Origin of the sequence: Pseudonocardia yunnanensis (assembly GCF_039534065.1) — a bacterium.
GTDB classification, from domain to species: Bacteria; Actinomycetota; Actinomycetes; order Mycobacteriales; family Pseudonocardiaceae; genus Pseudonocardia; species Pseudonocardia yunnanensis.
This window is the reverse complement of the sequence record NZ_BAAAUS010000014.1, coordinates 1-19,823: the sequence shown is the minus strand read 5'-3', so window position 1 is coordinate 19,823 and position 19,823 is coordinate 1. Positions and strand designations below refer to the sequence as shown.

General features: G+C 68.8%; 19 protein-coding genes. 14 read left to right on the top strand and 5 right to left on the bottom strand.

All coding sequences use genetic code 11. From position 1 onward, the window contains the following. The first annotated feature begins 255 nt into the window (after positions 1-255). From ABD743_RS15820 to ABD743_RS15805, 4 genes are all read left to right on the top strand, one after another. Positions 256-1,158, top strand: a complete 903-nt coding sequence (locus ABD743_RS15820; protein WP_344722829.1) for a hypothetical protein — start codon at positions 256-258, stop codon at positions 1,156-1,158. Further along, positions 1,155-1,790, top strand: coding sequence for a hypothetical protein (locus ABD743_RS15815; protein ID WP_344722828.1), 636 nt, complete (start codon positions 1,155-1,157; stop codon positions 1,788-1,790). The genes ABD743_RS15820 and ABD743_RS15815 overlap by 4 nt, the downstream gene beginning before the upstream one ends. After that, positions 1,787-2,608, top strand: coding sequence for a nucleotidyltransferase domain-containing protein (locus ABD743_RS15810; RefSeq protein WP_344722827.1), 822 nt, complete (start codon positions 1,787-1,789; stop codon positions 2,606-2,608). Before ABD743_RS15815 ends, ABD743_RS15810 begins: the two co-directional genes overlap by 4 nt. Before the next feature lie 237 nt (positions 2,609-2,845). Beyond that, the gene (locus ABD743_RS15805) at positions 2,846-3,412 is read left to right on the top strand and encodes a cupin domain-containing protein (RefSeq protein ID WP_344722826.1); all 567 of its coding nucleotides are present in this window, start codon (positions 2,846-2,848) and stop codon (positions 3,410-3,412) included. Between the two features lie 31 nt (positions 3,413-3,443). Here the strand turns inward: ABD743_RS15805 and ABD743_RS15800 are convergent, their stop codons facing one another. The 3 genes from ABD743_RS15800 to ABD743_RS15790 are packed head-to-tail and all read right to left on the bottom strand — an operon-like array spanning position 3,444 to position 7,118. After that, positions 3,444-4,250 carry a PIG-L deacetylase family protein gene (locus ABD743_RS15800; protein WP_344722825.1) on the bottom strand — a complete coding sequence of 269 codons (807 nt, stop codon included), beginning with the start codon at positions 4,248-4,250 and terminating at the stop codon, positions 3,444-3,446. 10 nt (positions 4,251-4,260) lie between these two features. After that, positions 4,261-5,409 carry a beta-galactosidase gene (locus tag ABD743_RS15795; RefSeq protein WP_344722824.1) on the bottom strand — a complete coding sequence of 383 codons (1,149 nt, stop codon included), beginning with the start codon at positions 5,407-5,409 and terminating at the stop codon, positions 4,261-4,263. Continuing rightward, positions 5,406-7,118, bottom strand: a complete 1,713-nt coding sequence (locus ABD743_RS15790; RefSeq protein WP_344722823.1) for an MGDG synthase family glycosyltransferase — start codon at positions 7,116-7,118, stop codon at positions 5,406-5,408. The genes ABD743_RS15795 and ABD743_RS15790 overlap by 4 nt, the downstream gene beginning before the upstream one ends. A gap of 357 nt (positions 7,119-7,475) precedes the next feature. Between ABD743_RS15790 and ABD743_RS15785 the strand changes: the two genes are divergently transcribed. The 8 genes from ABD743_RS15785 to ABD743_RS15750 all read left to right on the top strand — a co-directional run bounded on the left by ABD743_RS15785 (position 7,476) and on the right by ABD743_RS15750 (position 15,315). Continuing rightward, on the top strand, positions 7,476-7,865 hold the full coding sequence (locus ABD743_RS15785; RefSeq protein WP_344722822.1) for a hypothetical protein: 390 nt from the start codon (positions 7,476-7,478) through the stop codon (positions 7,863-7,865). 53 nt (positions 7,866-7,918) lie between these two features. Continuing rightward, positions 7,919-9,445 (top strand): multicopper oxidase family protein, encoded by a 1,527-nt coding sequence (locus ABD743_RS15780; RefSeq protein WP_344722821.1) that lies wholly within the window; start codon positions 7,919-7,921, stop codon positions 9,443-9,445. A 53-nt stretch (positions 9,446-9,498) separates the two neighbouring features. Then, positions 9,499-9,972 (top strand): DUF1707 SHOCT-like domain-containing protein, encoded by a 474-nt coding sequence (locus ABD743_RS15775; RefSeq protein ID WP_344722820.1) that lies wholly within the window; start codon positions 9,499-9,501, stop codon positions 9,970-9,972. A gap of 107 nt (positions 9,973-10,079) precedes the next feature. Continuing rightward, the gene (locus tag ABD743_RS15770; RefSeq protein ID WP_344722819.1) at positions 10,080-10,535 is read left to right on the top strand and encodes a hypothetical protein; all 456 of its coding nucleotides are present in this window, start codon (positions 10,080-10,082) and stop codon (positions 10,533-10,535) included. Between the two features lie 341 nt (positions 10,536-10,876). Beyond that, positions 10,877-11,503 carry a DUF4956 domain-containing protein gene (locus tag ABD743_RS15765; protein ID WP_344722818.1) on the top strand — a complete coding sequence of 209 codons (627 nt, stop codon included), beginning with the start codon at positions 10,877-10,879 and terminating at the stop codon, positions 11,501-11,503. Positions 11,504-11,529: 26 nt separating this feature from the next. Continuing rightward, positions 11,530-12,186, top strand: coding sequence for a histidine phosphatase family protein (locus ABD743_RS15760; RefSeq protein WP_344722817.1), 657 nt, complete (start codon positions 11,530-11,532; stop codon positions 12,184-12,186). Between the two features lie 568 nt (positions 12,187-12,754). After that, positions 12,755-14,695, top strand: a complete 1,941-nt coding sequence (locus ABD743_RS15755; RefSeq protein ID WP_344722816.1) for an ABC transporter ATP-binding protein — start codon at positions 12,755-12,757, stop codon at positions 14,693-14,695. Beyond that, a complete protein-coding gene (locus ABD743_RS15750) occupies positions 14,692-15,315 on the top strand; it encodes a hypothetical protein (RefSeq protein ID WP_344722815.1) in 624 nt (207 codons plus the stop codon). Before ABD743_RS15755 ends, ABD743_RS15750 begins: the two co-directional genes overlap by 4 nt. 176 nt (positions 15,316-15,491) lie before the next feature. Here the strand turns inward: ABD743_RS15750 and ABD743_RS15745 are convergent, their stop codons facing one another. Continuing rightward, on the bottom strand, positions 15,492-15,761 hold the full coding sequence (locus ABD743_RS15745; protein ID WP_344722814.1) for a GlsB/YeaQ/YmgE family stress response membrane protein: 270 nt from the start codon (positions 15,759-15,761) through the stop codon (positions 15,492-15,494). 132 nt (positions 15,762-15,893) lie between these two features. Further along, the gene (locus ABD743_RS15740) at positions 15,894-16,712 is read right to left on the bottom strand and encodes a YmdB family metallophosphoesterase (RefSeq protein WP_344722813.1); all 819 of its coding nucleotides are present in this window, start codon (positions 16,710-16,712) and stop codon (positions 15,894-15,896) included. A 279-nt stretch (positions 16,713-16,991) separates the two neighbouring features. Between ABD743_RS15740 and ABD743_RS15735 the strand changes: the two genes are divergently transcribed. Together ABD743_RS15735 and ABD743_RS15730 are read left to right on the top strand one after the other, a co-directional pair. Further along, entirely contained in the window at positions 16,992-18,164 is a 1,173-nt protein-coding gene (locus ABD743_RS15735) for a cobalamin-independent methionine synthase II family protein (RefSeq protein WP_344722812.1), read from the top strand. A gap of 53 nt (positions 18,165-18,217) precedes the next feature. Then, positions 18,218-19,087 carry a MurR/RpiR family transcriptional regulator gene (locus ABD743_RS15730; RefSeq protein ID WP_344722811.1) on the top strand — a complete coding sequence of 290 codons (870 nt, stop codon included), beginning with the start codon at positions 18,218-18,220 and terminating at the stop codon, positions 19,085-19,087. Positions 19,088-19,823: the final 736 nt, after the last annotated feature.

The following is a 19,823-nucleotide window of genomic DNA, read 5'->3' as shown; positions in this document are numbered from 1 at the left end:
TGTAGGTACCCTCGGTGGGTGGCCTGCCACCCGACGGGGTATATGGAGAAAGTGTTTCCCGCACACGGAAAACTATTCGGAGACTTTCTCGACGGACTGTGGTTCACGGCGTGTGACGCACTCGGAGTTCCGAATGACGAGGCGGTCCGGACAACTCATATGCTGCGCGCCGCACTTCCAGCGTGGGCAGATCAGCGGATCGGAGTGGCCCCTGCGCAGCCATCCTATGTGGCGGACGACGGGTTCCCGGCGGAAATGTCAGTGAACTGGGCCGGGCGACACCCGGAGTTGCGACTGCTGTTCGACTCCGTGGGCAACGGCCACGACCTCGGTTCGCCTGCGGAGCACGCGAGACCGGTCACCCGCCGGTTCAGCCAGATTCGTGAGATCTTCACACCGAGTGCCGGGCGCCCATCACCAGCGCCGCTGTGGCGCTCACTCGCCTGGCGCCCGCCCTCGCGAGAGGTCTACAAGACCTACCTCGGGCTCTACGCATGGCCGCCCTCAGAGCGTTACGCCGCCGTGGAAGAGGCCATGGAGCGACTCGGTATGGCCGCCGCCTGGGACGACGCCCGTCAGCGCGTCGAGAGCGTCCCGGGTCGGCGGGAAATCGAGTTCTTCGCCATCGACGAGACCGACGAGACCGACGCACGAGTCAAGATCTACTACCGCAACCACGGTGCCGACATCGGCGAGATGAACCGCATTGCTTCGGTAGCGGCTCGCCACGACGGCGAAAGCGCGCTGGCGGCCTATCGGACATTGACCGCCGGCGGCACCGCCGCCGGGCAGGCCGCGCTGAGCTGCCTGGCGTTCCGCCCTGGCCTCGACCGAGCGGCCGAGAGCACCACCTACCTGCGGCTGGCCGACTTGGCGGCAAGCGACCGGCAGGCCGTGGACCGGACATCGGCGCTGCTGCGCCGCGAGGGCGTCGACCCTGGCCCGTTGCATGCTCTCGCCACCGCTTTGACACCCGGCCCGCTGGAGGACAGCCGGGGCTTCCTGGCCCTGGTCAGCTACCGCGCCTCCGGCCGGCGAGGGGACATCACCACGTACTTCCGGTTTCCCGTCTACGACCGACCCGCCCCGCTCCTCGGACTCCCTGGTGGGCAGGTGCGAGACCAGCACGCAGCACTATCGGAAGGGGGCCGACGATGAGCCAGCAGGATGTGGCGCGGATCGCTAGCTACAACGAAGGCAGGCAGCGGGAATACGCGGGATCGGAGCTGATCCGGCTCCTGGTCGACGACGGCACTCCCGACACAACGAAGAAGGCCGTCCTGACCTACCTACAACCCTGGTCGAACGCCTTCCAGCGCATGATCAGCGCCCGGGTGACCTTCGAGACCGATCCGGACCTTCGCACGCTCGCCCTGCAGCACCAGCAGGAAGAGATCGGGCACGACGCCATCCTGGCCCGCAGCCGCGCGACCGACCAGCGGCTCGTCTGGGACCCCGTCATCGAAGCCGGCGCATCATGGTTCGTCGACCAGCTCGCCACACTCCCCGGGGTCCAGCGTGCCGCCCTCGCCCACCTCGCCCTCGAATCGGGGAGCCTCGTCCTCAGCCAGGCGGGCTGCCGCGCCTTCCCCGGCGACCCCTACTTCGCACTGCACGACGAAGCCGACACCGAGCACCTCGACATGGGCTACCGGATCCTGCGCGAACGCAGCGACTGGACCGTCGAGAACATCATCGCCGTGCTTGACCGCGCGTGGCAGGTCATCACCGTCGTCTCCGACCGCATCGCCGAGCGCGCCCGCCGAGACACCGAGGTAGCCGCCGCATGACCACCACCGACTCCACCGCCGCTGCCCGCGCAGTCGCTGACGAAAGCGCCCATGCCTACCAGGACGCATTCGCCGAACGCCTGGTCGGCGCGTACCTCCTGGGCAGCCTCGCGTACGGCGGCTACGCACCCGCAGTCAGCGACATCGACCTCGCCGTCGTCCTCACCGACACTCGCGAAGGCGATCACAACATCATCGCGACCACGGGGGAGACCCTGTGCGCGCAGGGCAGCTTGCACCGCAAACTGTCCGTCTTCTGGAGCTCACTTCCGGCCCTGCGCGACGGGCACGACGACGGTCGTTTCCCCGCACTCGACCGCTTGGAACTGGCTGCCCACGGTGTACTCCTGCTCGGTCGCGACGTCACGCAGCAGGTGGCCCGCCCGGCCACCGCCGAGCTGCTACTGGAGAGCGCCCGGTTCGCCGTCGACGTCCTCGCGACCGACGAGGTGACAGCGGAGTTCCGCCGCCCCTGCCGCCTCCTGACCGATCCTGTGTGGTTCACCAAGGCCGTGCTGTTCCCGGTCCGCTTCCTCTACACCAGCACGAGGGCCGACGGGCGCGCCGCCTCGAACGCCGAGGCCATCGCCTGGTATTTGGCCCAACCGGAGCCCACCGCAGCGTCTCTGGTCCGTCTCGCCGCTCGCGTTAGGGCAGGCCATCCACTAGACCCGGAGCAGGTCGCCCCCGAGCTGGCCGCCGGCTTGATCCCGCTCTATCAGCACTACATCGACGACCAGACACGCCGGCTGCGCCGAGCCACCGCTCCAACGAGCATCGTCACCGCCTTCGCGCGCTGGCGCCACCAACTTGCGTGACAAGTCCCTGGGGGACGAGGCGCAGCGGCCCACCGGGTGCGACGCCGAACGGCTGCGGAGGGCCGCACGGTGGATCTTCGCGGCCACGTGCTCATAGGCTCTGGGCTCTTCGGCTGGTCGTAGGGCTTCCTACGCCCGCCGTTGTAGTTGCCGGTTCGAGGCTACGTCGATCGCATGATGTCTTGTGCCTGCGCCAGGGGGACGCGGCGGACGCGCCCGCTCGCAATCATCGCTGCTATGACCACGGATGAGGCACTGGCAGGCGAGGTGATCCACAACCCTGTCAGCGGGGAGACGATCGTGATCCGTCAGTCGGCTGCCCAAACCGGCGGGCGGTTGCTGGCCTGGGATCTCCGACTTGTACCAGGAGGGAGGGTTCCGAGCGGCCATACCCACCCTGGGCAGGAGGAGCGTTTCACGATTCGGGAGGGACAGCTGTGCTTCCGGATCGCGGGGCGCACCGTGGTGGTGGGGCCGGGTGATTCGGTCGTCGTGCCGGCGGGCACGGCTCATCATTTCGCGAACGTGGGGTCCATCGACGCAGTGGTGTACGTCGAGACGCGGCCGGCGTTGCAGATGGAGCAGTTGCTGCGGACCGCGGCCGGGCTCGCCCAGGAGCAGCGCCGCCGAGCGAGCGCGATGCCACGGCCGGTGGATCTGATGTTGTTCATGCGCGAGTTCCGCGCGGAGGTCCAGGCGCCGTATCTTCCCGCCCGGCTGGTCGGGATGGTCGTCGGGGCTGCCGCGCGACTGGCCGAAACGCTGGGCGCTGATCGGCGTTACCGTCGCCTGCGAGCCCGGTGAGAAGCCGGCCGAGTTCGGTAGGCGGCGGCTGTCACGGCAGTCCTTCGAAGACGTCGTGTGAGACCGGTCCCTGGTGGTCGGGGTCGATGAACCACTCCTGTCCGAAGACGATGTCGTAGAGGGGGCGGGGGATCCGCAGGAACGTGGCCAGGGTCCGGTCGGCGCCGCCGTGTAGTGCCGTCTGGCTGGCGTGGGCCCGCAGGGACGCGCGCTTCTGACCGGCGTAGCGGCACACCGAGATGCGGTGGGTGATCTCGGAGCGCGCGCTGTAGGCGCGGTCGTAGCTCGAGCGGTCGAGCCCCGGCGGGAGACAGTGGACCGCGGCGAGGAGATTCAGCGCGCGGCAGAGGGTGTCGCGCGGAGCGGTCGCCTGGAGCACCCGTGGGGTGCGCGCCAGGTGCGCTGCCGTGGCAGCCACCTCATGGGCCCGGATGTGATCCGGGTGGCCGTAGCCGCCGTTGCGGTCGTAGCTGAGTAGGACGTCCGCGGTCTCCTCGTGCAGGATGGCCGCGAGCTTGTGTGCCGCCTCGGCCACCGACGCCCGAACGAACGTGGTCCGTCCCGCCGGGACGGGGTCGGCCCGCGGGTCCATGCCGCTGTCGGCGTATCCGAGGTATTCGATCCGGGCGACGCCAAGGGCTCGCGCGCTCTCGCGGGCCTCGCCCAGACGACGTTCACCCAGCCGAGCGTCGTCGATGTCGGCCTGTGCCCGGCCGCCGTCGGTCGCGATGACGAGGACGACGCGGTGCCCCTCTGCGGTGGCCCGCGCCATGGTTCCCGCGGTGAGGACAGCCTCGTCGTCGGGGTGGGCGTGGAATGCGACCAGGGTGCGTGCCATCTCCGTGACCTCAGGTCTGATCGAGGATCCTTGCGAAGGCGTCGAGGTAGCGGGAGTCGCCGTGACGGTCGCGCATCACCCAGTATTCGGCGCCCCAGAACAGGTACGCGCCCAGCCTCGTGTCGCCCCGGGTCCAGCGAAGGCACTCGTTGTAGTTGTCGATGATCCGATCAGGCGGGCAGCTGGAGGAGGCACGGCCGTCCGGGCTGGGGGGCACGGTGATCGACTCCCACGGTTCGGCCTGCCCCTCGGTCACGACGAGTTCATGCCGGCAGGCGAGCAACCTTCGGCGCCGCAGCGCGGGAAGGAGCCCCTTGGCGCCGTCGAGGTAGAGGCTCCAGCGGCCGAGACTGGTGACGGCGTGGCGCGGGTAGAAGTCGATGCCGACGATGTCGGCCAGTTCCGCGGCGACGGCCAGGGAGTCGCCCTGGTCGCGGGTGCGCCACCACTGCTGGGCCAGGACAGCGGTGGAGGTGGGCAGGAAGCCGTTCATCAGGATCGGCCGCGTCGGGTCCGCGGCGCGGACGGCCTGCACCTCGTGCCGAATGAAGGAGGTCGCCAGCCGCCACGAATGCTCCATGCCGAGCGGGTCGGCCGCTTCGTGTTCCACCTGCCATGCCCGGATGCCGGGACGATCCCGGTAGCGCTGCACGAGCCTGGTCAGATGCGTCGTCACTGCCTCGAGCAACGCGGGGTGGGAGTTCTCGTCCACGAGCCGGCCCTCGGGGAGAGTGTCGGACACGTGGTGCCGCGGGACGAAGTACTCGGGGTAGCCGAAGGACTTGACGGCGCCCAGGCAGAGGATGATCTGCTTGCCGGACCGTTCGGCCTCGTCCAGCTGCCAGTCCAGCTCCGTGGTGTCGAACACCCCGGCGGCCGGTTCCATCCGGTCCCAGTACGCGGACAGGCGGATCACCTCGAACGGGTAGGACAGGAGAGTCGTGAGGGTCTGACGGACGCCGAGGCTCAGGGCCTCGGCCTGCCGGGGACGGAAGCTCACACCCAGCTCGACCTGCCCGCGAGGTTCGATCGGAACCACGTTCCAGCGGTCGGTGAGCACTCGTTCCGCCGGCCCGGCTCGCATCTCGGACACCAGCGGAATCGCGGTAGCCAGCCCGGCGGCAAGTAGCGCCCTCGAGATGATGGTGCGCGGGGTCATCGTGTCTTCTTCTTTCGGAGAGAGGCGATCGAGGATGCATCGGCGTTCGTCGAGGCCGCGTCGGCGACGAGCTCCGCCATTCGTATTGCTGCGTGCGGTCGACCGAAGCGGGTGGCTGCGGCGCGCATATCCGCCATGGCCGCCGCGTCCTGCCTCAGCGCATCGATCTGTCGGATGAGGTGGCGCCGACCGCGAACCCGCTGGGCCGCACCGGCAGCCACGGCGATGTCGGCGTTTCCCCGCTCCTGACCCGGTATGTGGGACGGCAACAGCAACGGCACCCCGACCGACGTCGCCTCGGCGATGATGCTGGGGCCGGCCTTGGTGACCACCAGGTCGGCGCAACGGATCCAATCGGACATGGTGTCCACATAGCCGGTCACCAGCAGCCGGCCACCGGCGCCGGCGGCGAACTCGCCGAGTTCGGCACGAAGGGACTCGTTTCGACCGCAGACCGCCACGACGTCGACCTCGGGCAGTCCCCTGACGATCGTCCGTACCCATACCTCCAAGCCGCGACCGCCCTCGGCACCTGCGGTGACCAGAACGACGAACCTCCCGAGCCGGATGCCCAGCGTTGCCTGCAACGTGGCCCTGTCCTCACGCGCAGGGGATCCGGAGCGGAACTGCTCGCGCACGGGAATCCCCAGCGGATGACCGTGCACGTTGGCCGCCCCGGCCCGGCGCCCTGCCCGCAACAGCTCGTCCGACGGGGTGATCGTCCGATCCACCTGCGAGTGCCACCAGGTGCGGTGCGCCGTGGCCAGGTCCGTCACGACCGTGACCAGTGACGGGTGGTGCTCACTCCTTCTCCGTGCCGCCACGGCGGCGTCGACCATCAGCGGGTGCGCCGAGACCACCACCGTCGGCCGGTGCCCGTCCAGCGCGGCGACCAGCGGCACCACCACGAGCCGCCTCACCAGCGGCCGCAGGATCCACAGCGTCACCGGCGCGTTGGTGACGTGGAAGATGACGGACCACAGCCAAGGCGCTCCACGGGTCAACGGGCCGTACCAGCGGCACAGTCGGCGCAGGAGGCGGTGGGCCTCTGAGCCCGTCAACGGATCACAGACCACGGCGACGAACCGGCCTGGGTACCGGCTGTGCAGGGCTTGGCTGATCGCCTCGGCGGCAGCGCGATGCCCACCGCCGGTATCTGCGGTCAGAAAGAGCACCCTGTCGAGACCGACACCGTTCGGTCGGCGCACGCCGACGTTCTGAAGGGCACCGACATCGACGGCTTCAGATCTTCCGAAGACCCAGTTCCGCAGCACGAGGAACCGCCCTAGCGCGGTGAGGACGCCTGCCACCGACACCGCAACCGACTCCTGGGCCGGGGTGGTGCCGGCGGCGAGCAGAAGATGCAGGACGAGCAGCACGGCGGAGCTCGAGAACGCGTACCAGAGCACCGCGATGCCGGTCTGCACGTGGAGACGCCGTCCGCGCACCCTGGCGCCGCGGAAGGTGAAGCGCCGGTTCAGCTCAGTGCTCGCCGCGGTGCTCAGGATGACCGCGACGAGGTTGGCTGACAGCGCGTCCCACCAGACGCGGATCACCAGGAAGATCACGGTGTTGAGGGTGGCGATCAGAGCGCCGACCACGCCGAAGGTGACCAGCTGCACGAGTACCGAGCGCCGCTGGTGGCCGCGGCGATACTCCTGCGGAGACATGCAATCGACGGCAGCACCGTCGACGATCGTCACGCTCATGTCGCGCTCGTGCCTGTTGCACGTGCTCTAGGCATGGGATGAGCCTGCGACCGTCGCTGTGACGAGTCATCATTCCCCGGTTGGCTTTCCCGCTGCGCTACCGGGAGTACACAAGCTCGGACCGACCGTGCCAGCTATGGCAGCCATGCCGGCGCCGGCGCAGCGGCACACGTCATGGGACCGTCACCGGCGGCCACCGATCACGAGCGAAGCCGCCACCGCCGCGTCGTCCTCCGGGAGTCTGCAGCCGTACTCCTGACGGTGTATGCCGCTCTCGCGTGCTGTGCTCTGTGGGGCAGGCGAACAGCTGCCCGAGGCAGGACGCGCCTCGCTGATCGTGTCGCGACCATCCTGGTTATGACGACCTCGATTTCCACCCCCGTCGGAAGCGCGAGTGCTCTCGGGAACGTCCTGCGTCTCGTCGTGACTCTCGGTGCGATCGCTGTGTTCGGCCAGGCGGTGCTGGCGGGGGACATCCTCGTCGGGGACAGTGGCGCGCTGCTCGCCCACGGGACCGGCTCATTGGTTGTGGTGGGGATCGGTCTCGCCCAGCTGGTTGTGAGCGTCGTGGCCTGGCGGCGCCGGCGCGCGCCAGGCTCTGTCGCGCTCGTCAGCACTCTGGTTCTGCTGGCCGATGTCGGGCAGTTGGTGGCCGGTGCGATGTCGCTGCTGGTCGTGCACATCCCACTCGGGGTCGCGATCTTCGGCGGCTACGTCGTGCTGGTGAGCATGGTGTGGCGGCGGTGAGTGGGCCGCTCGGGCGATCCTTGACGAAGCGCCGTGCAATGAGCCGACGACAGATGTTGCGCCTGTCGGGACGCGTCGGGGCGGGCATCGCCGCCACCGCTGCACTCGGCACCCCCGTGGCCTCGTGCGCCTCGATCCTGCCGGGGGCCGCACCCGGGGTGGCTCTGGTGCCCAGCCGGATTCCGCTGCCGGGCCCGTTCACCGTGCCGCTGCCGATCCCGCCGCAGGCCGTCCCGTCTAGCACCGGACCCGACGGGGAGGTCTACGACCTCACCGCCCGGCCTGCGACCGTCGAGCTGCTCCCGGGGGTGCACACGCCGGTGTGGGGCTACGACGGCCGGTTTCCCGGGCCGACGATCCTGGCCCGGCGGGACCGACCGGTTCTGGTTCGGCTGCACACCGAGCTCCCCGTCCCGACCGTGCTGCACCTTCACGGCGGGATCACACCGCCCGAGTCCGACGGGTTCCCGACAGCCCTCGTCGTGCCGCCGGGGTGGACGCGGCAGGCGAGGCTCGACCCGGCGGCTGTGGTGAGCACTGGTTCCCGCGAGTACCGGTATCCGAATCGGCAACAAGCGGCGACGCTGTGGTATCACGACCACCGGATGGACTTCACCGCACCGCAGGTCTGGCGCGGGTTGTTCGGCGCCTACCTGATCCACGACGACGACGAGGAAGCGCTCGACCTGCCGAGCGGACAGCACGACATCCCGTTACTGGTCTGCGACCGCTCATTCGACGCCGACGGCTCCCTGCTCTACCCGTCGATCGACCGCACCCTCACCACGACGCCTGGCGTCGAGGACGCATACGTGGGCGGGGTGCTCGGCGACGTGGTGCTGGTGAACGGCGCCCCGTGGCCGGAGCTGGAGGTCACCGCGCGCCGCTACCGATTCCGCCTGCTGAACGCCGCCAACGCCCGCCGGTTCGTTTTCGCGCTCGACCCGCCCGTCGCTCCACTGGTCCAGATCGGCAGTGACGCCGGCCTGCTCGGCGAACCTGTCGCCCACCGGGAGCTACCGGTGGCCCCCGCCGAACGCTACGACGTCGTCATCGACTTCACCGGCATCGCGCCCGGCGCCACCGTCGTGCTACGCAACACCAACGGGATCGGCCCGACCGCGCAGGTGATGCGCTTCCGCATCACCGGGCGCGCCGCCGACCAGAGCCGGATCCCTGACCGCCTGGTCGAGGTCGAACCCCTCGACGCCCGCCGAGCCGCCGCCCAACGGCGCCTCGACTTCGCCTGGGAGCAGGGGATGTGGATGATCAACGGCGCCACGTTCGATCCGGCTCGTCCCGACGCCACCCCCCGGTTCGGTCAGCTGGAGACCTGGACGCTGACCTCCGACGCCGAGCACCCGGTCCACATACACGGGGCCTCTTTCCAGGTGGTGTCCCGCACCGGCGGCCTGGTGCCCACCGACCGCGGCTGGAAGGACACCGTCCATCTCGGTCCCGCGCAGACGGTGGCCATCGCGACTCGGTTCGACCAGCACCCCGGCCGTTACGTCGCGCACTGCCACAACCTCGAGCACGAGGACATGGCGATGATGGCCACGATCGAGGTTCTCCCGTGACCGACTCACCGACCCCGTAGCACGCCCACCATCTCTTCGGCCCGGGAGCGAGCATGTTCATCCCTGATCCAGCCCTTGACGTCCCCCGCCCCGCGGCGGGACAACTGCGCGTCTCCGACACCGAACGGGAGGCCGTCGCTGTGCGGCTACGCGACGCCGCCGCGCAGGGCCGGCTGACCCTTGGCGAGGCCGATGAACGGCAGGCCCTCGCCTACGCCGCCCGGACCCGTGACGACCTCCGTCCGCTGACCGCCGACCTGCCGGACCCGCAGCGGCAGCCGGCCGCGGAACCGAGCCGCGGCGGGCCGATGAGCGAGGACGCGCGTTTGCGGTTAGGCCTGCACGGCGCCGTGGTCGCCCTGCTCAGCCTGTTCATGGTGATTATCTGGGCGTTGGGGCCCGCACGGTGGTTCTGGCCCGCCTGGCCGATGTTCTGGCTCACGATCAGCCTGGTTGTGCACTACCGGCGGGCCCATCGCGCCACCGATCGCGGTCACACGTCGTTCGAAGGCCGAGGGTGGACATGACACGGGATTCCCGCACATCCCGGGCCGCCACCACACGGGATCCCGGCGGCCGGGATTCAGGCGGACGAGTGGATCGACGCAACCGTGGCCGGCGTCTGTCCCCGACGGTGCGAAAGACGCTCCTGACCACGCACGTGGTGTCATCGGTGGGCCTTCTCGGCACCGACGCCGCCGTCCTCGCGCTCGTCGTCGCGGGCTGGGGCGGCTCCGAGCCGCTGACGGTCTATCCCGCCGCGTACCTGCTCGGCCAGGCCCTGATCGTGCCCCTCGCACTGCTGGCCCTCACCACGGGTGTGGCACTGGGGCTGCTCACCCCGTGGGGGCTGCTGCGGCACTGGTGGATCCTGATCAAACTGTTGCTCACCGCCGGGGGAACTGTTCTGGCCGTGTTCGTGCTGGTGCCCACGCTCGATGCGGCCGCCACCGAGGCGCTCGCCCGGCGGGCCCTTTCCGACCCGTTCGCGCTGGTCAAGGACTCTGGAGGCGCCTGCGTCGTGTTGCTGGTGACGATCCTGCTCGCATACTTCAAACCCTTCGGCCGTCTGCGACGCCGATACCGATGAGTCCCGAAGATGTGGACCACCCTGATGACTGACATGGTTTCGACCGCCGCTACCTGCCCAGGTTGGTCGATCAGCTCGTGGATCGAGATCACCGATGGCCCGTGCTTTTCAATCGGGGAGGGAAGGTGTACATACTTCAAGCACCAGTATTGACACGGTACCCCGACACATGAAGCAGAACGTTAGGACGTTCGGTCGAGGGTCGAAGCGATCCAGCGGGCAAGGGCTGCCGGATACGTACGCGCAGGGCATCACGCCAGGCCAGGGGAAGGCGCGGAGCAGCAGCCCCTCAGATCTCCGGTTCTAGTAGCGGATGAGGGACCTACCTCGGGAGTCGACAAATGCAGCTCACTGACCTACTGAACAGATACGGCGGCATCGCGACGTCCCTCGTCATCGACCTGGTGGCCCTCTTCCTGATGACCTACGTCCTGTACTTCCGCCGCCATTGGCGCACGGACCTGCTCCTGTCCTACTCCGCACTGAACATCGGCGTCTTCGTGACGATGTCGGTGCTCACCAAGGTGCGAATAGAGATCGCGGTGGGCTTCGGCCTGTTCGCGATCCTCTCGATCATTCGGCTGCAGGCGGGCCGCGTGACCCAGCAGGAGGTGGGGTACTACTTCCTCGCGCTGGTTCTGGGTCTGCTCAACGGTCTGGGTTTGGAGGACCGCGGGTTGGTCGTGGCGATGAACGTCGTGTTGTTGCTGGTCGTGCTCGGCGTCGACTGCAAGCCGCTGCGCGATCGCTCCCGGCGCATGAACGTTCACCTCGACGGGGTGTACACGAACGAGGCGGCGCTGGTTGCCGAGCTCGAGCGCAAGCTCGGTGGGCAAGTGGCCTACCAGGAGATCACCGACATCGACCTGATCAACGGCCACATGGTCATCGACGTGCGGTTCCGGCCGGGGCAGGGCGTCATCGAGCCGCCATTGCAGAGGACGGATGAGGTCCGGGAGGGTGTGTGAACCCATCGGGTCGAGGACCACGGCGGGTGGTGCTGTGGCCGGTCGTCGCCCTTGTCGCGCTGGCCATGTCGGCTGTGGTGGCCGGCTGCACCGGTGGCCCCCGGCCGTCGCCGCCGGCCGAGTCGGCCGGCGGCGCCCTTGGCACCCGTGTGATGGTCATCCGGCACGGTGAGAAACCGGACGACTCCGACCCGGGCATCGACTCACAGGGCAACGAGGACGACAGCTCGCTGAACGAGACCGGCTGGGAGCGGGCGAACCGACTGGCCGATCTGTTCGACCCGGTCCGAGGTTCGCCCCGACCGGGGCTGGCCACGCCGAAGGCGATCTACGCTGCCGGCGAGAACGATGACGGGGAGGGCCTCCGGCCCAGGGAGACCGTCATGCCGCTGGTGGCCCGGCTCGGCCTCACCATGAACACCAGCTATGGCGCGGGCGATGAGAAGAAGCTCGTCGAGCACGTGATCACCCAACCGGGACCGACGCTGATCTCCTGGCAGCACGGCGGGATCTCCGACATCGCCAAGGCGTTCCCGTCGGTGACGCCGAAGCCGCCATCGGACTGGCCGGACGACCGGTTCGACGTCGTCTGGACCTTCACCAGGACCGCCGACGGGTGGCAATTCACCCAGGTGCCAGAGCTCGTGCTGCCCGGGGATCAGGACACCGTTATCAACAACTGATCGTCGGCTCGACCAGCGTTCGTCGCGTGTGCCGATGCACAATCTCCGGGCAGGGCGCGCAGGCGCGGACGGACCGGCGTCTCCGGGCCTCGACAGACCCCCTGGACCAGGAAGAACCCCACATGGCGCCCGAATTGCCGCGGCGCGGGGTGAGGCGAATTCACCGGGGAAACCGGTTCTCGCGCCTGCGAATGGTCCATATTTGATCACCGTCCCCGATGCGCCGAAATTACGGGCCACCTCGGCGACACGTTCCTGCAATCGCCGAGCGGTTGGTAGCGCGTCTGGAGAACACCTACAGCACCCGTTCGGAAGCCGGCGTACGGCTTTCTGCGGGAACTCCGAAGAGACGGCCGCGCGGTGGGGCGGGTGAAGTGACGACAGAGGGTTGGCGGCGTAAAGTGCTCAGCCGCACGTGGCCGCGGTGGGGCGGCCGGACCGGCTCTGATGAATCAGAGCGACCCGCCGAGTGCCGTCACGATGAACGATTGCATCAATCTATGACCGACATTGGACAGGGGAGTGACCCCATGCGTGAAGCGCCGTTGCCGGCACAGGGGGTGGGCAAATGAGCGCTTCTGTCTCCGCGTCGGAGGTGTCGCCGGATCGCGGGTCCGGCGGGTCGGTCGGGTCGGTCTCGGCATCCGGGTATCCCGCTGATGGTCGCGCGCCGGGGGATATCGGGACGCTGCGTCAGCTGTGGCGGTTCCGCGACTACGGGCGGGCCGAGCTGCGCTGGTTGTCCGCCGGGGTGGTGATGCGCGGTTGTGAGCTGGCCGCCGATCTGGCTGCCCCGTGGCCGCTCGCCCTGGTGATCAACGATCTGCTCGAGGGTAAGCAGAAGAGCGGTCCGCTCCACGGTGTGGCCTTGTGGTTCGGTGGGTCGGCGGTGGCGATGCTCGGGGTGGCCGCGGTCGCCGTTCTGCTGATCACGGTCGCCTCGGGGCTGTTCGACTACCTGGGTGACAAATTCATGAACGGCGCGGGGGAGCGGATGGCTTCCCGCATCCGGTCGGACGTGTTCGGGTATGTGGAGCGGCTGCCGCAGGGTTATCACGATCGTCAGGCGATCGGTGAGCTGACCAACCGGGTGATCACCGACACCCAGCGCATCGAGACCAGCCTGACGGATCTGTTCTCAACGCTGCTGCCAGGGGTGCTCGCGCTGGTCGGCACCGCGGCCGTGCTGGTGTCGGTTGACTGGCGCCTGGGGTTGATCACGCTGTGTGCGGCGCCGTTGGTGTTCCTGACCGCGGTCCGTTACGCACGGTTGACCCGGGCGAACTCCCGCCAGCAACGTGCGGCGGTGGGAGAGCTCACCGGCTTCGTCACCGAGTCGCTGCAGGGCATCCGCACCGTGCACGCGTTCGGTAGCCAGGAGGTGGAGGATCGGCGCTTCGACTCGACCAACAGCCGCCTGCTGAGTATCGGGCTGCGCGGGGTGGATCTGAGTGCCCGGTTCACTCCGTCCCTGGAGTCGGTGGCCGCGATCGGAACCGCCGTGCTGTTGTTCGTCGGCGGGTACGGGGCGTTGCAGGGTTGGTGGTCGGTCGGGTTGCTGGTGGTGGTCACCAGCTATCTGCAGAACATTCTCAAGCCGATGAAGGATCTGGCCAAGCTGCTGCCGAGCTTCACCCAGGGCGCGGCGTCGGCGGAGCGGATCGCGGCAATCCTGGATCAGCCCCGCGAGCATGTCGGTGTCGCGCAGGGGTTGCCCGCCCGGGTGAACGGGGAGATCGAGCTACGTGGTGTAGGCCTGGACTACGGGCGGGGCCCGGTGCTGTGCGGGCTGGATCTGACGATCCACGCGGGGGAGCGTGTTGCGTTGCTGGGGGACAACGGGTCCGGCAAGTCGACCACGTTGGCGTTGATCGGGGGGTTGTATCGGCCGACGTCCGGGCGGATGTTGCTGGACGGGTTGTCGGTGCCGGATGTGCCGGAGCATTGGTTGCATCAGCAGGTGGCGATGGTGCTGCAGGACACCTTCCTGTTCTCCGGGACTCTGGCCGACAACCTGCGTTACGGGCGGCCGGAGGCCAGTGACGAGGAGGTGGCCAGAGTGGCCGAGGCTGCGTTGGTCAGCGAGTTCGCCGACCGGTTGCCCGATGGGGCGGACACGGTCATCTCGGCGGGTGGGATCGGGCTCTCGGGTGGGCAGCGCCAGCGGGTGGGTATTGCCCGGGCGTTGTTGATGGATGCGCCTGTGGTGTTGTTGGACGAGCCGACCGTGGGGCTGGATGTGACCGCGGAGGAGCTGGTGGTGCAGGCGCTGACCCGGCTGGTCGAGGGGCGCACGGTGATCATGACCACGCATCAGCCGGCGTTGACCAGGCTGGCCACCCGCACCGTGCATCTGCACCGGGGCGGCGTGCTCGACGAGGCGCCTGTCGATTGCGAACTCTGCAGTGGCGACCCGCTGCCCACCCCGACGCCGCTGCCCACCCCATCGGCGCTCCCGGCCCAGCAGCAGCCGGCCGAGGGGGCCCTCACCCCGGGAGCGCGCGGATGACGGCCAGCGGACACAGTTCGACGCAGCACATGGACGAGCCGCAGGGCGACCAGGTGATCATGATCATCCGGCACGCGGAGAAACCGATTCGTTCCGACGGCCCCCACGGCGTCACTCCCGAAGGGGAAGCCGACAAGCACTCTCTCACCGTGACCGGATGGATCCGTGCAGGCGCACTGGCCGGACTGTTCTCCCCGCCCTGTGGAGATGCCCCGACCGGGTTGTGCCGGCCGCGCAGCATATACGGCCCGACCGTGCGCGAAGGCCACAGCAAACGATCAGTGCAGACCGTGATGCCCTTGGCCGCCCGCCTAGGGCTCGACGTGATCACCCGCTACGCCACCGGCGACGAGGTACGTCTGGCCAGAGAGCTCAGCGGCCGCCCCGGCGCCACCCTCGTGGCGTGGAGACACGAATCCATACACACGATCGCCGAACACCTGGGCGAGATCACCCCGGCCCCACCCGCACACTGGCCGGCCGACCGCTACGACGTGGTATGGACCTTCAGCCGCAACGGCGACGGCTGGCAATTCGCCCAGGTGCCACTGATGATCCTGCCCGGCGACCTGCCCTACCCGATCGCCGAACTGGTCCCGGCAGAGCCGCGCCTCGGCTGAAACGGCCGCCGTTGAGCCCGCTGCCGTCGGGGTGGGCATGGACGGCGGAATCCGTTCCGCGGCGAGGACCGGATCCAGATCGCGGACCCGGAGCCGGCTGAGAAGTATCTGATTGGCGTGTGCCCCGGCGTGCCAGGCGTCGCGATCGCCGGTGGGCAGTGGACAGGCGCGCGGAGTCACCGTCGGTTGCGTTTGCGGCCGGTGACCTGGTTGTAGATCACCAGGACGATAACGGCCCCGATGATCGACCCGATCCATCCGGCCGGCTGGAACCCGCGGATCCCCACAGTCAGCAGCCCAAAGATCAGCCCACCCACTACCGAGCCGATGACGCCGAGCGCAATGGTGCGCAGGATGCCGATGTCGTCCTTTCCGGGGACCACTGCGCGGGCGATGAAGCCTGCGATCAGGCCGAACACGATCCAACCCAGAATCGTGAAGATCATGGCTACTCCCGATACTCGCCTGCGTCAGCCGGCTGCGGCTGCTGGCGGCCACCCTAGCCGGGAAGATCGAAGGCCATAGGTAGCTGGTCGGAGCGCGCGGGGGACGACGGGAATTCGGGCGGGGCGCGAGGTCTACTGGATTCGCGTGATGGTTCGGGTGTAGCCGGCCGCGTCGAGGTGGATGGCGACGGCGCCCAGTGCGAGGGGGCCGGTCGCCAGCTCGTACGGGGGCAGGGCTGAGATGTCCTCTCCCCGCAGTTTCGCGGCGAAGTGCGCGGGGTCGAAGCCTCCACCGGTGAAACCGAGCCGGCCCGTCATGCCCAGTTCCGTGACGAAGCCGGTACCGCGGGGCAGGACGTGTCCGCGCAGGGTCGGGTCGTGGGTGTGGGTGCCGACCAGCGCGCTGATCTCCCCGTCGAGCGCGCTGACGAACGACGCCTTCTCCCATGCCGACTCGCCGTGCAGGTCGATCAGCACTGCGCCCGGCAGAGGCTCACGCTCTCGCAAGTCCAGCCACGCCGGCCACAACGCGTCGGGCTGCGGTGCGGTCATCCCGGGCAGCGCGGCGGTGGGGCTGAGCAGGTTGACCACCGTCAGCACCTGCTCACCTCGGCGCAGGGTCAGCACGCCCTGCCCGCGGGTCTCGCTGAGATTTGCCGGCCTCACCACCTGCGCGTAGGCCAGCACCGTGTCGACGTCGGGACCGTCCCAGGAGTGGTTGCCGCCGGTGATCGCGTCGACGCCGGCCTCGAGCAGGGTGTCGACGACCTCGACGGTCATCCCGAACCCGTTCATCGGCGACGGGCCGGTGACGGCGCAGTTCTCGGCGTTCACCACTACCCAGTCTGCTCCGACCTCTTCGCGCAGCGCCGGGAGCCGGCCGGCAAGCCAGCCGGCCGCCTCTGCGCCGACCACGTCGCCCACTGCGAGCACGACCATGGGATCGGACACACGGGTATCGGTCACCTCGACAGCCCCGCGAGGCGCAGGAGGGCAGGCCGGTAGTGCTCGATCGTCGGAGTTGCCCGGTCGGCCCGTTGGCCGCCAGGTCGTCCCAACGGCGAAGCCGGAGGCGTCATGGCTACGAACGTTAGGTAGGTCGGATTCAATCTTCAAGATTTCGTCGAGCTATGTAACGAAGTTTCGTTCCGGTGTTCACGCCGCGTTCGGTGACAGGTTTCATCGGTTCCCTAGCTTCGGCGTCTCCATCCCCCGCCGTGGAGGCATCCGATGAGGCGCAGCACAGACCGCATCCTGACCACTCACGTCGGCAGCCTTCCCCGGCCTGCCGATCTCGCCGAGGCGATCCTGGCCCGCGAGAACGGCACCCTCGGCTCGGACGCGATGCATCACCTGCCTGCGACGATCCGCGCCGCAGTCGCCGAGGTGGTTCGCACCCAGACCGACGCCGGTCTCGACGTGGTGAGTGACGGGGAGATGAGCAAGATCGGCTACGTGACCTACGTCAAGGAGCGGCTCTCGGGCTTCGAGGACGCCGAGGTCTCTGAGGGCGGCGGCCTGCGCATCGCAGACCTCGACGACTACCCCGGTATGGCTGAGACCTCACTCGCCGGGCTTCCTACCGCCGCCCCCACCTGTGCCGGCGAGGTGACCTACACGGGGCTCGCGGACCTTCGTACCGACATGGACAACTTCCGCGCCGGGCTGGGGGAGGAGACGGGGGCCGAGCCGTTCATGAACGCGGCGTCACCTGGCGTCATCTCGCTCTACCTGCCGAACGCGCACTACGAGACGGAGGACGCCTACCTCTTCGCTCTCGCCGAGGCGATGCGCGAGGAGTACCAGGCCATCACCGACGCCGGGTTCATCCTGCAGATCGACGCGCCCGATCTCGCGATGGGCCGCCACATCAAGTACACCCACCTCGACGTCGCCGCCTTCCAGCAGCGCGCCGCCGTGCACGTCGACGCGATCAACCACGCAGTCCGCGACATCGATCCCGACCGGGTGCGGGTCCACCTCTGCTACGGCAACTACCAAGGGCCACACCACCGCGACATCGAGCTCCACGACATCATCGACATCGTCCTGCGGCTGCGCCCCAATGGGCTGGCGTTCGAGTCGGCCAACCACCGCCACTCCCACGAGTGGAAGGTCTTCCAGGACGTGCAACTGCCCGAGGGCAAGGTCATCATCCCGGGCCTGATCGACACCTCCAGCAACTACGTCGAGCACCCCGAGTTGGTCGCCGAACGCATCACCCGCTACGCCTCCGTCGTCGGCCGCGAACGCGTCCTCGCCGGCACGGACTGCGGCTTCGCGTCCTTCGCCACCTTCCTCGCCGTGTCGCCACAGCTGGCCTGGGCCAAGCTCAGCAGCCTCGTGCAGGGGGCCGAACTCGCCACCGCGGCTCTGTGGCAGGGCACCGCAGTGAGGGTCTGACGGGGCCCCGCGCCCCGCCGTCCTCAGCGATCGGTCGTGACATCATTCGCCCCGTGACCACAGCCAGCGGCGACTCGCCCGCCGGCTCCGTCGTCGCACACATCCGAGCCCGCATGCCTGCGCTCACCACCCGCGGGCGCCGCATCGGTCAGACGATTCTGGACAACCCTCTCGACGTCATCCACCTCACCGTCACCGACCTCGCCCAACGCACCGAGACGTCGGTGGCCACGGTGGTGCGGTTCTGCCAGGACGTCGGGCTTCGCGGCTTCGCCGACCTCAAGATCCGTCTGGCCGCCGAGACCATCCCCGCCGAACGCGGCCTGCACGAGGACGTCGTCGTCGGTGACCCCACAGCCACGATCCTGACGAAGGTCCTCGCCAGCACGGCGACGGCTGTCACCGCGGCCGCCGACACCGTCAGCGCCGCGTCCTTCACGCGGGCTGTCGACCTGCTGCGTAGTGCTCGACAGCTCCTCTGCATCGGCGTCGGCACCTCCGGACCGCTCGCCCAGGACGCCGGCTACCGCTTCCGCACGGCGGGCCTGCCGGCCGAGGCCCCTTACGACCCGCACGTCCAGCACGTCGCCGCCCGGCTGCTCGGCCCGGACGCCGTCCTGTTGTGCTTCAGCCACACGGGGCAGACCCGCGAGTCTCTCGGATCGGTCCGCGCCGCCCGGGATGCCGGCGCCGCCACCATCGCCATCACCAGCTTCTTCAATTCCCCGCTCACCGAACTCGTCGACGTCGCGCTCGTCGCCGGGTCCCGCGAGACCGACTTCCGCGTGGAAGCCATCACCAGCCGCATCGCTCACATCGCGGTGCTCGACGCGCTCTACGTCGCGGTGTTCCTCTCCGACATCGACCGGTCGCGAACGGCCCAGCAACTCAGTGCCGACGCGCTCACCGAACACCGCATCTAGCGGCGACGACCACCCGCGGACATGTGAGCGACCGGTCCACACGCGGCGTGCTCATAAGCGCCACGTCCGACGAGCCGATGGCCCACCGCCTGATCTATCCCTTCGTGAGGATGGGGACGGTGCTCATCTCAGCTCTCAGTTGATCGAGCCGTCGAGTACATGACGGAGGTGCCTGGGTCCAGCGCTGTGCGCCACAGTGACAAACCTGTCGCCAATTCCGCGGCGCTTCCAGGCAGCACGTGAAGCCGTCGTAGATCCAGTCGTGCTGGCCTCGGTCAAGGCACGCCCAGTAAGCCTGCTGAGTGCCTTCTGGCACATCCGGCGGGAGCCTGGGGCAGCGGCACACCTGTGGTGTCGCACCTGCATCCATCGTCATTCAGACCTCAGTCTCAGAGCAAGCGCATCGACACCTCTTCTGTGGCGCAGACGATATGCCGCCGTGGCGTCGAAACGGGGGCTTCTACGGGGTCAGGATTCACCCGGAACTGACAGCGCGGTGCGCGCACAGCGCCCGGCTGTTGGCGGGCGGCCCCGTGCCCCGCCTGGTCACACAGTGACGCCCGCGCACGTGCCGAATGAGGAGTGACAACGGCACGAAGGTCGTCGATCCCGTACCCCGGCGTACCACGCGCTCCATGCCCCGCCACAACGCTAGGCCCGCGGCGCCTCCATCGGGGTCGCGTCCCGTCGAGTGGTGTAGCTCGGTCCGGGTGAGGCTCTGCGGTTCAGATCATGC

Bases quoted from the DNA above. Each gene is read 5' to 3' on its own strand.
- ABD743_RS15750 (WP_344722815.1), top strand. From the start codon at position 14,692: ATGACGGCCAGCGGACACAGTTCGACGCAGCACATGGACGAGCCGCAG.
- ABD743_RS15785 (WP_344722822.1), top strand. From the start codon at position 7,476: ATGACGACCTCGATTTCCACCCCCGTCGGAAGCGCGAGTGCTCTCGGG.
- ABD743_RS15805 (WP_344722826.1), top strand. From the start codon at position 2,846: ATGACCACGGATGAGGCACTGGCAGGCGAGGTGATCCACAACCCTGTC.
- ABD743_RS15790 (WP_344722823.1), bottom strand. From the start codon at position 7,118: ATGAGCGTGACGATCGTCGACGGTGCTGCCGTCGATTGCATGTCTCCG.
- ABD743_RS15815 (WP_344722828.1), top strand. From the start codon at position 1,155: ATGAGCCAGCAGGATGTGGCGCGGATCGCTAGCTACAACGAAGGCAGG.
- ABD743_RS15735 (WP_344722812.1), top strand. From the start codon at position 16,992: ATGAGGCGCAGCACAGACCGCATCCTGACCACTCACGTCGGCAGCCTT.
- ABD743_RS15800 (WP_344722825.1), bottom strand. From the start codon at position 4,250: ATGGCACGCACCCTGGTCGCATTCCACGCCCACCCCGACGACGAGGCT.
- ABD743_RS15810 (WP_344722827.1), top strand. From the start codon at position 1,787: ATGACCACCACCGACTCCACCGCCGCTGCCCGCGCAGTCGCTGACGAA.
- ABD743_RS15765 (WP_344722818.1), top strand. From the start codon at position 10,877: ATGCAGCTCACTGACCTACTGAACAGATACGGCGGCATCGCGACGTCC.
- ABD743_RS15745 (WP_344722814.1), bottom strand. From the start codon at position 15,761: ATGATCTTCACGATTCTGGGTTGGATCGTGTTCGGCCTGATCGCAGGC.
- ABD743_RS15780 (WP_344722821.1), top strand. From the start codon at position 7,919: ATGTTGCGCCTGTCGGGACGCGTCGGGGCGGGCATCGCCGCCACCGCT.
- ABD743_RS15775 (WP_344722820.1), top strand. From the start codon at position 9,499: ATGTTCATCCCTGATCCAGCCCTTGACGTCCCCCGCCCCGCGGCGGGA.
- ABD743_RS15755 (WP_344722816.1), top strand. From the start codon at position 12,755: ATGAGCGCTTCTGTCTCCGCGTCGGAGGTGTCGCCGGATCGCGGGTCC.
- ABD743_RS15820 (WP_344722829.1), top strand. From the start codon at position 256: ATGTCAGTGAACTGGGCCGGGCGACACCCGGAGTTGCGACTGCTGTTC.
- ABD743_RS15795 (WP_344722824.1), bottom strand. From the start codon at position 5,409: ATGACCCCGCGCACCATCATCTCGAGGGCGCTACTTGCCGCCGGGCTG.